This is a genomic window from Streptomyces sp. YPW6, assembly GCF_018866325.1.
Classification (GTDB): Bacteria; Actinomycetota; Actinomycetes; order Streptomycetales; family Streptomycetaceae; genus Streptomyces.
On the sequence record NZ_CP076457.1, the window covers coordinates 7,448,373 to 7,461,768 of the forward strand.

The following is a 13,396-nucleotide window of genomic DNA, read 5'->3' on the forward strand; positions in this document are numbered from 1 at the left end:
TGGCTGGGGGCCGCCGCCCCGCTCCAGCGACTCGGGGTCACCATGAGCACTGCCGTGGGTGACACCGCTCACGGTATCCAGGGCCTGATCGACGATCAGCCGTGCTTCCTCGACGGCGGTCAGAGGCGGTTGACGACTCCTCCGCTCACGGCTGTCCGAACACCCTATGATCTAGGGGCCTTTACGAGTGTGGATGCGTCCCCATGGCGAAGTCGCGGAGGTTCGATGGATCCGGCCAGCGTCGGTACGACAGCTCGTATCGCCTCGTCAGTCGCACGGCCGATCATCGCCAGACTCTTCGTCAAGGAGGGACCGGGCGCCGGACTCGTCGACAAGCCGGTGCGTGTGTCACGGCTGGTGAGCTGGGGCGAGAAACGCAGCCTGAACCAGCTCGACATGTGGAAGATCGCCCGCGAACTGGTCAAGGCGGCCATCGAGGCGAACCCTCATGAGCCGCCGATCGCGTCCGACGAACGCGAGGCGTTGGCGGACGCCCTCGCGGCGACTCTGAGCGCTCTGGGCAGCCTGGAGATGGACGACGTCCAGGCTGTCCGGCTCGGTCAGGAGGAGCTGGCCCGCAGACTGAAGGGAGAACGTCCGGACGCCACCCGCGACCTGTCCGCCGACGCCACCACTCTGTACGACAGCCTCGTTGATCTGAGCTGTCTGCACATCCTGCACTTCTTCACCCAACGCTCGACCTTCGTCGCTCATGCGCTGGTCGCACAGACCCGCATGCTCGACGAAGCCCTGCGCACGCTGGACGCGCTGGCGGACCGGATCCCCCGCCCCGGCAGCGCTGATGAGGAGTTCGAGGCTCGCTATCTCGCACACATGGATCGCAAGTACGGCAAGCTGAACATATTCGGCCTCGACCTCAGTGACCCCAACCGGGCCCGCTGGCCACTGGACACCGCCTATCTCAACCTGGAACTGGCTTCGCAACATGCCGGAAGCTCGCCCTCGGCGAACCGCCAGCGTGTGGAGGAAGCCCTCTCCGGCTGTACCCGGGCGATGCTGCGGGGGATGGCGGGGTCGGGCAAGACCACCCTGCTCCAGTGGATTGCTGTAACCGCCGCACAGGGGACCTTCCCCGACGGGCTGGCGTGGCTGCGAGGCCGCGTGCCGTTCATGCTCCCTCTGCGCGCACTGGATCAGCAGCCGGGACTGCCTCGTCCCGAGCAGTTCCTCGGCGCGGCCGGCAGCATCCTGCACGCCTTGCAGCCCGAGCACTGGGCGGACCGAGTACTCGCGAGCGGCCGGGGCATCGTCCTCATTGACGGCGTGGACGAGGTCTCCGAGAGCGAACGTCCCGGATTGCGCCGCTGGTTGCATGATCTGGTCGACCTGTATCCGAAGACGTTCTTCCTCGTCACTTCCCGCCCGTCGGCCGTGGACACGCACTGGCTCGCCGAGCTCGACTTCGCCGAGTTCAATCTTCTCCCGATGACCCGGCACGACGTCGACCGCTTCGTCGACCGATGGCACGAGGCCGTCCTGACCACGCTCGACGAAGCCGAGGAGCGACAGGCGGTGGAACGCTGCCGCGACGCTCTGAACACAACACTGCGGCAGAAGTACGACCTGTACCGGCTGGCCACCAACCCCCTGATGTGCGCTCTCATCTGTGCCCTGCACCGCGACCGGCTCACCCATCTGCCCGAGCGCCGCATGGAGCTGTACGCCGCCGCACTGACCATGCTGCTCGTGCGTCGCGACAAGGAGCGCGAGATCGCCGCGCCCCAGGGGTTGGTACCGACGGAGGAGGCCCAGGTCCAGCTGCTCCAGCGGATCGCCTACTGGTTGATCCGCAACGGACGTTCGGAGGCGGCCCAGACCACCGCGGTCCGCATCATCCGCGAGAAGCTCCCGGCCATGCCACACCTGGCACCGCCCGACCGCGCCGAGGAAGTCTTCAGGTACCTGTTGCTGCGCAGTGGGCTCCTGCGGGAACCGGCGACCGGCATGGTGGACTTCATCCACCGTACGTTTCAGGACTATCTCGGGGCCAAGGCCGCCGTCGAGGCAGAGGACCTCGACCTGCTCGCCGAGTCCGGCCGTGACGACCAGTGGGACGACGTGATCCGCCTCGCCGTCGGCCATGCCAGGGACGGCGAACGCGCCTATCTTCTGCGGAAGCTGATCGAGCTGGGAGACCTGACCACCGACCCGCGGCTGCGCCGGCGCTACCACCTGCTGGCTGCGGCCGCGCTGGAGCACGCCACCACCCTCGACCCTGCGGTCCGTGCTGCCGTGAATCTGCGGGCCTCGGCCCTCATCCCTCCTGCCACCGCAGTGGATGCCGAGGAACTCGCCACCGCCGGGGACATCGTCCTGGACTTCCTGCCCGGCCCTGAGCGGATATCCTCGGAACAGGCCCGAGCGACGGTGATGACCATCGCGCGGATCGGCGGCGAAGCCGCGCTGGACCAGCTCGCCCGCTTCAAGCGGGTCGCCGACCGCGACGTGCGCCAGGAAGTCGCCCTGTCCTGGCCGTACTTCGACGCTCGCGCCTTCACCGAGGAGATCTTGGACGGGCTGCCGATGGACGATCTCACGCTGCACCTGACCGATCCCGAACAGGTCACGTGTCTGGAATCGCTGGACCGGATTCCGAGTCTCTTCCTCAGAGGGCAGATGCTGACGACCGAGCTCGTGAACGTCCTTGCCCCGGCGAAGGTCCATTCTCTGACGATCGCGCCGTCGAGCGCCGTGTCCATCGTGCTCCCTGGTCTAGCCCCGCTGAGCGGCTTGAGGCGACTGGTGATCGAGTCCTGTGACGTCATCACGGACCTGACCGCGCTCGGCGAGACTTCGGTGGTGGAGCTGTTCTTGCACCGGCTGCCGGACGGAGTGGATCTTTCGTTCCTGACGCCGGCCTCGAACCTGAGGTGCCTGACCCTGTCCTCTCCACACGGTGTTCCGCTTCCCCCGACGCCACTGACCCACGTCACCTCGCTCACCATGGAAGGTGTCCTGACGGGAACGGAGTTACCGGACTTCGCGGCGGCCTTCCCCTCGCTGGCTTCTCTCACCTTGCGTCTGGCGTGCCAGAGCTATCAGTCGGCCGTCGACCTGTCGCTGTTGCGGAACGTGCTGCGCGCACAGATCGACGTCACCCTGGTGGACGGCGGGAAGGTTCACGGCCTGGAGGACCTGCCCACCGAGCGTGTCGTCGTACGGCACGAGGGGCGGCGCAGGCAGGAAGGCCGCACCTGGAGGCACCTCCGGCGGTTCCGCACATAGTGCGTTGGCGGCAAACACCGCAGAGGGCGGCCCCTTTTCGTGTGGGCAGGGCCGCCCGGTCCGGCTTCCCGTCGGGGCAGAGGGATGGCGCCCAGGGCGGCCCAGCCGGAGGGGACCACGTACGCCGGCAGGGGGCGACCGCGTTCCACCCACGGATTCAACCGCTGCTCGCTCGCCACGCGTACCGTGCGCCCCCTGAGCGGCGCCGGCCATGAGGAGGGCCCCGAGGCGGTGAAGACGCCTCGGGGCCCGGCCCGTTCGGGGCATCTCGCGCAGTGCGTGAGGTGTGCCTCAGCTCTTGGGCATGAGGACGGTGTCGACGATGTAGACGGTGGCGTTGGCGGTGGGGACGTTGCCGCAGACGACCTTGGAGGTGTCGTTGACGGTGTAGTCCTCGCCGGAGCCCTTGGTGGTGAGGGTGGACTTCTGGAGGGTGTCGTAGGTGCCGCTCTCCAGCTGCGTCGGGGAGAGCTTCTCGCCGACCACGTGGTAGGTGAGGATGTTGGTGAGCATGTCCTTGTCGGCCAGGACCTTGTCCAGGTCGGCCTTCGGGATCTTCGCGAAGGCGTCGTTGGTCGGCGCGAACACGGTGATGTTCTCGGCGTTGTTGAGGGTGTCGACGAGGCCGGCCTTCTTCACCGCGGTGACCAGGGTGGACAGGGCCGGGTTGTTCGAGGCGGCGGTGGCGACCGGGTCCTGGGCCATGCCGTCGAAGGATCCCGCGCCGTCCTTCGGTACGGAAGCGCAGGCCGGGCCGAACGGGCCGTCCGCGGGGGCCGCGCCTTCGGCCGGCGCGCTCGACGTGTCCTCCGCGGGGGCGGAGGAGGCGGCCTTGTCGGCGGCGGCGTCGGAGGAGCTGTCGTCCCCGCCGCAGGCGGTCAGCGTGAGGGGGAGGACGGCGGCGGCGGTGAGGGCCAGGGCCGCGCGGCGGTAGCGAAAGGCAGTCACGGGATTCTCCTGCGTGTTCGGTTGGTAGCGCTGCGTGTCCGTCGGTGGGTGGAGCTCGGTGACGGGGGGTGGTGTTCCGCAGTGCTGACGTCAGGTCAGGTGCCGCTCCGGTACGGGGCGGCTCGGGTCAGAGCGATCGTCCGTGGAGCGGTTCGGGGGCGAAGGCCGCTGCGAGGCGGATGGGTTGTGCGGCTCTGATCCTCATGTCAGCTATCCGGAGCCGCCACGAGAACGGATTGGTCGGAAGGCGGGAAAACTTCGAGCGGTCGTGCCCCGACGTCTGATCGACCGCCCGGAGGTTAGCCCGGCCGGGTGTTGTGCAGGGACCGACCAATCCGGCGTACCGGCCGTGGCGAATACCCGGTGTGAGCGGCTGTTGGGAGGAAACACCGCACACGCCGAGGCTTCCGTCGGATCTGGTTGCCTCATCCGTCTCCCACGGTGGTAAGGCCCGTGGGAGACAACTGTCGCGGGGCGCCACTCTCCTGGGCGCCCCGCGACAGCCCTCCGGGACGTGGTGACCCGTCCCCTCGCTCCGTACAGGCCGCCTGTACTCCCGGCACCGCGTGTGGCGCGGTGCGATGATCCGCAGGAATCAGCCGTTGCCGGCGGCTGCCCGCAGCGTCAGGCCCAGGCCCACGGCGATGACGAGGACTGAGGTGACGACGGGGCCGGTCCGCGCGAGTTTCCTCAGCAGAGGGTTGCGGCGGAGGGTCCGGGCCCGGTCATGGCTCTCGATGCGCTCGCGCAGGCGTACGAGGAGGAGTCCGGCGAGGGTGAGGGTGGCAGCCATGCCGAGTCCGTAGCCGATGACCAGGAGCACGCCGAAGGCCGTGCGCCCCAGGGCGACGGCGCCGAGAAGCACGACGAGGGCGGAGGGGCTGGGGACGAGGCCGCCGGCGATTCCCATGCCGATCAGGCCGGATCGGCTGGTGCGCCGCGCGTCTCGGGAAGCCGTCTGCGTGCCGGCCGGGCGGTGTTCGTGGTCCGGCGGGGCGAGTGTCGCGATCGCGGCAGTGGCCTGGAGTTCCCGGACCGGCGCACTGTCGCGTGCGGAGACCGGGGCGGCGGGCCCATGGGGGTGCGGGCTGTCGGCCCCGTGGGCGTGATCATGATGGTGGCTGTGGCTGTGGCTGTGGCTGTGGCTGTGGCTGTGGCCGTGGCCGTGGCCCGGTCCGTGGTGATGGTGGTTGTGCTGCGGCCTGCCCCGGACTGCTCCCGTGAGGAGCCAGAGGCCGATGCCGGTGACGAGGAGTCCGCTGGCGGCTCCGAGCCACATCAGGACGGTTTCTCCTGCCAGGTGGGTGGATACGGGCAGGGCGAGGCCGAGGACGAGGACGCCGGCGGTGTGCGTCAGGGTGACGGTGGCCCCGACGGTGAGGGCGTCCCGCCTGGTGCCGCGACGGCCCGCGAGGTAGGCGGCCATGATGGTCTTGCCGTGGCCGGGCATTGCCGCGTGGGATGCTCCGAGGACGAGCGCCAGGAGCAGCGCCAGCAGCCCCACGGGCAGGGTGATCTCCCGGGCGCCGACGAGCGAGTCGAAGGCCCCGGTGACCCGGGCGAGCACTCCGCCGATCACACCCGCGCCGGGGAGGTCCGCCACCACCGCCGGTACGGCCGCCCGGCCCTGACCGGGCTCGCTGCGCAGGGTCGCCGAGCGCTGGTCGAGCGGGGAGGCGAGGGGGTCCGCCGGATACCGGCGCAGCTCGCGGGTGGTCGAGGTCGCCGGTACATCGGTCCGGGTGATCCTGACGTCCTGGCCGGTGGCGGTCATCTCGTGCCAGCCGACGCGCCTGGTGTCGTAGTCCGTCTCGGCGCGGATGTCGGCGGGCTCGGTGAGGTCGGCCGGGCTGGTCAGTGAGCAGGTGAGGCGGCTTGTTCTGAGGCCCGCCTCCCCGTTCTCGTACACCAGGGTGGCCGAGGACCGCCTCCACTCCGCCTGGGTGCCGCCCACGCTCAGGCGGAGCTGCCCGCTCAGGTCCGAGCAGGTCTTCTCGGCGTGGACGCGTGCTTCGTCGTCGCTGACCTTGCCGTCGTGATCGGCGTCGATGGCGGAGCGTTCCTGGAGTGCCGAGATCTCCGCATGGTCGACCACCACGTGGGCGTCGATCCGGTCAGGCCGAAGGACGAGGCCGGTGTGGTAGTTGACACTGAAGTTGCCCAAAGGGTGGGCAGTGGCGGCGGGGGCGGACGCCACGCTCGCGACGGCGACGAGAGCGCCCGCGGCCAGGGTGGTGAGGGCTCGGCGCAGGGTGTTGGTCATGGTGTGGTGTCGATTCGCTGGAGCAGGTCGCGGGCGGCGTCGGCGTGCAGGGGGTGGAAGCCCGGCTCGCGCAGCGCCTCGGTCAGGTCGCGTCGGGCCGCTTCCGGGTCGCCGAGGGCGTGGTGGATGGCGGCGCGGTGGTAGCGGAAGAGTGCGCTGCGGGTGCCCTGGGCGAGGGCTTTGTCGGCCTGGGCGAGGGCTTCGACGTCTCGGCCGGCGCGGTGCAGGGCCCAGGCGTACGCATCGTGGACGGCGACGAAGGGGCGGTTGCGGAGGGTTTCCTCGGACAGGGTGACAGCGCGTCGCGGGTTGCCGTGATCCGCTTCGAAGAGGATCACGTCGGTGTCCGCCGGGTCGCCGGCTGCTTCCCGGATACGGTCCTGTGCGCGCAGGAGTTCGTAGTTCTCCGCCGCCCGTTGGCTGTGGCCCAGGGCCTGCTCCAGTTCACCCAGGCCCAACAGGTAGTGCGGCAGGGGGGCGATCGCGATGGCCGCCCGGTAGTCGGCGGCGGCCTCGGTGGTGTCGCCCAGGGCCAGGTAGGCGCGGGCACGGGTCTCCAGGAGGGCCGAATCCGTCGGGGCGGTCCTGAGGGCGGTCCGCGTCCTGGCCAGGGCTTCGCGGGGGTTCGCGTCCTGGAGGTCCAGGTCCGCCAGAACACGCTGGGCGAAAGCCCTGTCGGCCGGGGTGGCCGCTGCCGCCAGGGACCGTTGCATCAGGGCGCGGGCCCGGGCGGTGTCTCCCTTGAGCTCGAAGGCGTAGGAGGCACGGGCGAGGGAGGCGGCGTCCGGACGGAGATCCGTCATCTTCTGGACTGCCTCGTCGGCATCGTCGTAGTGGCCGAGCTGGGTGTGGGCGTCGGCGAGGACTCCGTAGGCGGAGGAGCTGTAGGGTCCGCTGGTGGTTGCCCTGCGGGCCCAGCGCAGCGCGGTGGGGAAGTCGTGGCGGGCCGCTGCCAGGGCGCCCATCGCGGTCTCCGCGTCCGTGTTGCCTTCGCCCTGTACGGAGAGGGAGGTCCGCAGCGCCTTCTCGGCCCGGTCGTAGGTGGCCGGGTCAGCGGTGCTGCGCGCCTGCTGGACGTAGGCCATTCCCAGGGCGGCCCAGCCGCCGGGGTCCTTCGGCAGCCGGGCCACCCGGGCCTGGAGCGCTTCGATCGACCCTCGGGGCGTCCCGTCCGGCCCGTGGTGGCCGACCGGACGGGGTGCGGTGTTCCCGCCGGGGGTCAGCATGACCGCGCCGACGGCGAACATCGTCGCGCCCAGGGCCATGGTGGCCACGATTCTTCGCAGCCGTCGGCCGCCGCGTGACGGGGCCGGCGGCTGAGCGGACGTGGGTGCGGTGTGGTCCGGGTGCACGAAAGGCCCTCCCCATGGTTCGGCGATGCCCGGGCCGGGGTGTGCTCCCCGGCCCGGACACCTTCATCGCCTCGATCGGTGGTGCGCGGGGGCCGGTTCAGCTCTCCTTGCGGCGGCGGCGAAGGCGGAAGCCCCCGACACCGAGGAGGAGCGCGCCGGCCCCGGCGAGCGCCGCCGCTTGGGTGGGCCGGATGGCGGTGCTCGCCGCTGTGTTCTCCGCAGCGGTCTGCTCGGCACTGCGGCCGGTCGCGCCGGGGCCGCGGTTCACGTTCTTGGTGTGCGGGAGCGCGACGTACGGGAACGAGGTGCCGAAGGCGACCTCGTTGGTGTCGACCTTGTCGCCGTCCGCGAGCGCCGGGACGAGAACGCCGGTCTGCGCGGCGCCCTCGACGGCCTGGAGCGAGATGTCGATGACATCGTCGGCGAGGCGGCGCCCGTTCGGGAAGCCGGCCAGGTCGCCCGCGAGGACACCGAGCCGCTGGGGTTCGGCCGTGGGGGGAACCGCCATGTTCAGGCGCAGCTCCTCGGCCGGGACGATCTTCCTGAGCACCGCGTCCTTGTTGAGGCGGTGGGCGTTGAGGTCGGCCTTGATCGGACCGCAGACCTTGCAGATCCCCGTCAGGTAGATCTCGGCGAGGTCGTTGCGGGGCGTCTTGGGCGCCGGGACGCCGTACACCTGCTGGATGAGCTTGGGCAGGATCGGGTCGTACACCTTGTCGACGACCGGCTGGACGGTGCGGTCCTGGCTGGGGTTGAGGGTGTTGAACGCGTCCTTGAACCTCAGCGGGACGACGACCTCGTTGACCAGCGGGTTCCCCAGGCGGGACACCTGCTTCCACAGCTTCTTGACCTTCGCGTCACGAGAGTCGTTGACCGTGACGCCCGCGCGCTCGGTGGTCGACCACACCCCGATGACCGGGTTGCGGGAGGAGTTGCCCCTCAGGGCGAGCTGCTTCTTCGGGACCTGGATGGCGATGGTGTTGACGTTGTAGCCCGCCAGAGTGTCCTGCCCCCGTTCGCTCAGGTCGCCGCCGTACAGGAGGTCGAAGACGCGCAGGTCGGCGAAGAACGGGTCCTCGGCCTGGCCCGCGTACGTCTTGCCGCCGCCCGGCAGAGCGAAGGTCGCCTGCTTCCGCAGGGCCGCGTAGTCGGGCATCGACGCCTTGCCCGTACGGGACGGCGCGGCCGGGACGCCCCGCAGGACGGTGCGGCTCTTTCCTCCGGTGGTGACGACGAGGTCGTAGACCTGGCGGAAGTTGAGGTCCGGGTCGTTCAGCGAGGTGACCTGGCCGGTGTTGTAGAGGAACTGGTTCGCGTCATCGCGATAGCTGCTGCGGAAGCGCCAGCTGTAGGTGACGTCGGCGACTCCGTCACCGGTGTTGTCGATCTTGATGTTGTAGCGCAGGTCGTCGCCGAACGCGTAGAAGTTCGGTCCGCCGTTGGGCTCCTCCATCGGGATCCAGTTCGCCACCATCGTGACGGTGTCGGACTTGTCGGGGCTGGTGAACGCGTACACGTCGGTGTTGTCCGCCCGCGGGTCCCCGGCGATCAGGGGTGCCTCGCGGTGACTGGACGCCGCACTGAGGCCCGGGGCGAGGGTCATCGCTCCGAGTCCCGCGGCCAGGGTGGTGGTACCGAGGACGAGCAGGGACCGGTCCAGCACGTGCCGTGAGCGGGGCTTTGACTGAGAATCCTTCACGCTGTTCCTTCTGTCTGCTGTTTCCCCGCCCGGCATGTGTGAGGGCATGCGGAAGCGGGGGTGGGCGGATGAGCGGTGTGGCGTTTCGGCGCAGCGGCGGAAAGGCTCGCCCTGACCGAGTGACAGGAATGGGGCGGATCAGCGAAGTGATCCGTGACCTGGTCCCTCGTCGAAGAGCTGCGCGTGGGAGGCCGCGCATGGAGGAAAGACGCGTCGAAGACCCGCGCATCCGTAGACAAGCACGTCGAAAGCACCGCTCGTGCGCACTCCGGCCCCCTCCGCGGGGTGTCCGAGCGGCCCACGAAGAGAGAAAGGGCCGGTGGGACGGGATATCGGTGCGACGGACACCCCGCGAAAAGTCGGGGCGACACAGTTCCGGACCGCTGGGCCGAAAGGGTCACGGCCCTCTTGTTGCAAGGTGTTCGCAAGAGGGGGGTCGTGGGTGTGCGCCCCGTCAACTCAGGGCGTTCATCGGATATTCGGAAGATGAGGGGCGTCGTCCGGTCCACCGCATCGATGCTTGGGGGATGCAACCGCCTCTAGAAGGCGGAGTCCGGAAGGAGCTGTCATCGGCTTTGCCGGTCTCCGCCCCGGTGTCGGCGTCACCCGCCCGCACCTGATCGCCACTCACCCCGGTTCTTGGCTCCGCTTCGCCATGCTCAACGCGGCTTCTCGCGGACCCGCCCGGCGGCTGCGGGGGCCTCGCCCCGCTTCTCGCGATGGAAGGCGCTGGTCGGGCGCGGTGCTTTCTGATCCTGACGGCCGGCTCCGGGGCTCCAACGCGATGATGCCGACGTGGCTGGTGTGCTGACACCGCAAGGCGACCTGCCGATCCCGGACTCACGACGTCGGACGGGCTCCTCCCGGCGGCGCCTGCTGCATGCTCGTCACGTGAGGCATGCGGATGGCTCTGCCTCGAACGACCCGGGAGCGGGGAGGTGTCCGAGGCCGGGCAGCTGCTTGATGCGGGAGGCCATCACCGTGCCGTAGCGGTGCACCGAAGGCGGATCCCGGCAGTGGCCGGCGGCGTCGAAGGCTGCCGCCGCTTCATGAGCGCCGCCGCCGCCACCCGAGCCCGGAGCCGGCGCGGTGTCCCCGTGGCCGGTCCGACGCCAGGCCGGCCACCGCGCAGAGCGCACCCCAGCCCCCTGCGACCGCCGCGGCTTTGCGGCGGGCGGCCGGATCGGGGAGTCGCGTACCGAAGAGCACCGCGTCGCCGAGGTCGGCCACGACCCGGCACGCGGTTGCCGCTCGTCGTCCGGAGCGGTCCTTCGCGGCCATCATGGCGATGCCGATCGCGGCATCCCGAACCCCCAGAGCACGGATCAGCAGGGCGGTGGGGGCCGGGACGGCCCCGTCCTCGCCGTCCAGGCCGCACGGACGGGCCATCAGGGCCGGTCGTACGAGAACGGCCACCCCGTAGGCAGCGGTCGCCGCGCCCACCCATCGCATCGGGCCGGTTTTCACAGCATCCTCCTCGGATCACCCGCGCTTCATGGACCACGCGTACCCCGGCTGCCCCTCGTCCGACACCTCGGTACGCGCAACCGGCGGAGGCGGGCGGACGCCATCCGCTCCGTCAGGCAGGCGTGAGGAGGCAGAACTCGTTGCCCTCCGGGTCAACGAGGATCGTCCAGTGGATCGCGGACTGGTCGATACCGGGGTCGGTGGCGCCCAGGGAACGCAGCCGGGCCGCTTCCGCCGCCGGGTCGTCGCCGGGGTAGGGGCGGACGTCGAGATGGACGCGGTTCCATCCGCTCTTGTTGCCGGGAGTGCGGAGGAACTCCAGATAGGGGCCGACGCCCTTGGCGGAGCGCATGGCCGCACGGTCGTCGGTGACCTCGTGCAGCGTCCAGTCCATCGCCTCGCCCCAGAACCGGGCCATCTCCCGCGGGTCGGTGCAGTCGACCACCACGGCGGCGATCGGCCCGGTTCCCCGGTAGACCGGCCGGGGCTCCAGGACGCAGAACTCGTTGCCCTCCGGGTCGGCCATCACCGTCCAGGGGACGTCGCCCTGCCCCACGTCGACGAGCGTCGCGCCGAGGCTCTTCAGACGTGCGACCAGCTCCTCCTGATGGGCGGCCGAGGTGGTGGCCAGGTCGAGGTGCACGCGGTTCTTGACCGTCTTGGGTTCCGGGCGGGCGATGATGTCGATGCAGACGGCCGCGGCGTCGGGGTAGCTGAAGCCCACGGGTTCGAGGTTGGTCACCCCGGGGCCCTCGCTGTGGATACCCCAGCCGAGCGCCTCCGCCCAGAACCGGCCGAGTGCGGCGTCGTCGTGGGCCTTCATATTGATCTGCACGAGTCGTGTTGCCATGCCGCAGATCCTAGAAGTCCGGTCGGCCCCCGCCGTTCACCGGGTGATAAGGACGCGATGGTCACGTCCCTTCACCGTTCCGGCGGAAAAGTGGCGTCCTGTTCTACCGGTCGGGCCGTGCGGTGCGGGGCGACGCCCGGGAGGCGTTCCAGTCGGCGCGGCCCCCGACGCCCAGGACCTCGGCGGGGGAGGTGGTGTCCTCGTCGCGAAGACTGCGCAGTTCGCGGCGGGAGGCCCGTGCGACGAGTGCGGGGAACAGGGGGCGCAGAGGCTGGCACCAGCGGAGCCAGGGCGGGGCGTAGATGTTCGGGGTGCGGCGGGTGATGCCCTGGGTGAGCCACTGGGCGACCTGGTCGGGGGAGTGGACCCGGCGGGCGGGGCGGGGCTGGTTGCGGCGCAGGGCCGCCAGGACCGGGTGGTCGTCGATGCCGGTGAGCATGTCGGTGCCGGTCCAGTGCAGATAGGCGATACCCACCTGGACCCCGTCCGGTTCGGCCTCGCCGCGCAGGGCCAGGGCGAACGACTCCGCTCCGGCCTTGGACGCGCAGTAGGCGCTCATCATGGGCGCCGCGCCGAACGCGGCGGTCGAGGCGATCTGGAGAAAGTACCCGCGGGTCGATCTGAGCTGCGGAAGGAAGGCGCGGGCCGTGTTGGCGGAGCCGATGAGGTTGACGTCGATGACGCGTTGCCAGAGTTCGCCGGAGGTACGGTCGAACGGGCCGCTCACCGCGATGCCGGCGTTGGCCACCACCACGTCGGCGGGCCCGAGTTCGGCCGCCACACGGCGTGCGGCCGCGGCGAGCGCCGTGCGGTCGGTGATGTCGCACTCGACGCAGACGCTCGGACCGGGGAGGGACCCGGCCGCCCTCTCCAGGGCCGTCCGTTCCCGCCCCAGCAGGGCGACACGCATCCCGTTCCGGGAGAGGCTGTGGGCGAGCGCTTCACCGATGCCGCGAGCGGCGCCGGTGACGACGGCGGTCCGCCCGTCCAGAGGGCGGGAGCGGACGCGGCGGACCCGGCGCCCGCCCGGACTGTCGGGCATGTTCTCTCCTGCCTTCGGTCAACGGTGAACGCCCCTATCGGACGCGAGGAGAGCTTCCGCCCGAGCCGCCCTGATCGTCGGAATCGTCGTCGTCGTCATCGCCGGGGATGTGGACGTCGAAGACGACGATGTTGATCTCGACGACCTCCAGCCCCGTCATCGTCTCCACGGCGTCGGTGACGTTGGTCCGGATCCGGTCGGCGAGTTCGTGGATCGGTGTGCCGTACTCCACCTTGACGTCGACGTCGATCGCGGCTTGCTTCTCTCCCACCTCCACCTTGACGGCGCGCCCCGCGGCGGAGGAGCCGCCGGAGCCGGGCATGCGCCCGGCGACGGCCCCCAGGGCCTTCGAGGCTCCTCGTCCTGTGGAGTGGACGCCCTCGGTCTCCCGTATGGCTATGCCGGCGATGGCGGCGACGACGTTGTCGCTGATGGTCGTCCTGCCGCGGTCACGGGATCCCTCCGAGCGCCGGCCGGTCGTGGTGCCTGTGCCCAGGTTTTCGGTGTCGGCCATGTCTGCCTCACAGAG

At 70.3% G+C, this 13,396-nt stretch carries 9 protein-coding genes; 1 reads left to right on the top strand and 8 read right to left on the bottom strand.

The window, feature by feature from the left end; translation table 11 throughout:
• Positions 1 to 225: 225 nt before the first annotated feature.
• Entirely contained in the window at positions 226 to 3,246 is a 3,021-nt protein-coding gene (locus KME66_RS32670) for an NACHT domain-containing NTPase (protein WP_216328716.1), read from the top strand.
• Between the two features lie 291 nt (positions 3,247 to 3,537).
• Here KME66_RS32670 and KME66_RS32675 read toward each other — a convergent pair whose 3' ends face one another.
• The 8 genes from KME66_RS32675 to KME66_RS32710 all read right to left on the bottom strand — a co-directional run bounded on the left by KME66_RS32675 (position 3,538) and on the right by KME66_RS32710 (position 13,381).
• Complete coding sequence (locus KME66_RS32675) at positions 3,538 to 4,194, bottom strand: fasciclin domain-containing protein (RefSeq protein WP_073223144.1); 657 nt, start codon at positions 4,192 to 4,194, stop codon at positions 3,538 to 3,540.
• 595 nt (positions 4,195 to 4,789) lie between these two features.
• A complete protein-coding gene (locus tag KME66_RS32680) occupies positions 4,790 to 6,457 on the bottom strand; it encodes a nickel/cobalt transporter (RefSeq protein WP_216328718.1) in 1,668 nt (555 codons plus the stop codon).
• Positions 6,454 to 7,809 (bottom strand): tetratricopeptide repeat protein, encoded by a 1,356-nt coding sequence (locus KME66_RS32685; protein ID WP_216328720.1) that lies wholly within the window; start codon positions 7,807 to 7,809, stop codon positions 6,454 to 6,456. The genes KME66_RS32680 and KME66_RS32685 overlap by 4 nt, the downstream gene beginning before the upstream one ends.
• Before the next feature lie 97 nt (positions 7,810 to 7,906).
• A complete protein-coding gene (locus KME66_RS32690) occupies positions 7,907 to 9,508 on the bottom strand; it encodes a DUF4331 domain-containing protein (RefSeq protein ID WP_216328722.1) in 1,602 nt (533 codons plus the stop codon).
• A gap of 1,047 nt (positions 9,509 to 10,555) precedes the next feature.
• Complete coding sequence (locus tag KME66_RS32695) at positions 10,556 to 10,975, bottom strand: hypothetical protein (RefSeq protein WP_253208543.1); 420 nt, start codon at positions 10,973 to 10,975, stop codon at positions 10,556 to 10,558.
• Between the two features lie 112 nt (positions 10,976 to 11,087).
• On the bottom strand, positions 11,088 to 11,825 hold the full coding sequence (locus tag KME66_RS32700; protein WP_216328724.1) for a VOC family protein: 738 nt from the start codon (positions 11,823 to 11,825) through the stop codon (positions 11,088 to 11,090).
• 103 nt (positions 11,826 to 11,928) lie between these two features.
• The gene (locus KME66_RS32705; RefSeq protein ID WP_216328727.1) at positions 11,929 to 12,867 is read right to left on the bottom strand and encodes an SDR family oxidoreductase; all 939 of its coding nucleotides are present in this window, start codon (positions 12,865 to 12,867) and stop codon (positions 11,929 to 11,931) included.
• Positions 12,868 to 12,901: 34 nt separating this feature from the next.
• A complete protein-coding gene (locus KME66_RS32710; RefSeq protein ID WP_216328729.1) occupies positions 12,902 to 13,381 on the bottom strand; it encodes an Asp23/Gls24 family envelope stress response protein in 480 nt (159 codons plus the stop codon).
• Between the last annotated feature and the right edge of the window lie 15 nt (positions 13,382 to 13,396).

Coding starts and splice junctions, on each gene's coding strand:
- KME66_RS32705 (WP_216328727.1), bottom strand. CDS start 12,867: ATGCCCGACAGTCCGGGCGGGCGCCGGGTCCGCCGCGTCCGCTCCCGC.
- KME66_RS32680 (WP_216328718.1), bottom strand. CDS start 6,457: ATGACCAACACCCTGCGCCGAGCCCTCACCACCCTGGCCGCGGGCGCT.
- KME66_RS32700 (WP_216328724.1), bottom strand. CDS start 11,825: ATGGCAACACGACTCGTGCAGATCAATATGAAGGCCCACGACGACGCC.
- KME66_RS32710 (WP_216328729.1), bottom strand. CDS start 13,381: ATGGCCGACACCGAAAACCTGGGCACAGGCACCACGACCGGCCGGCGC.
- KME66_RS32670 (WP_216328716.1), top strand. CDS start 226: ATGGATCCGGCCAGCGTCGGTACGACAGCTCGTATCGCCTCGTCAGTC.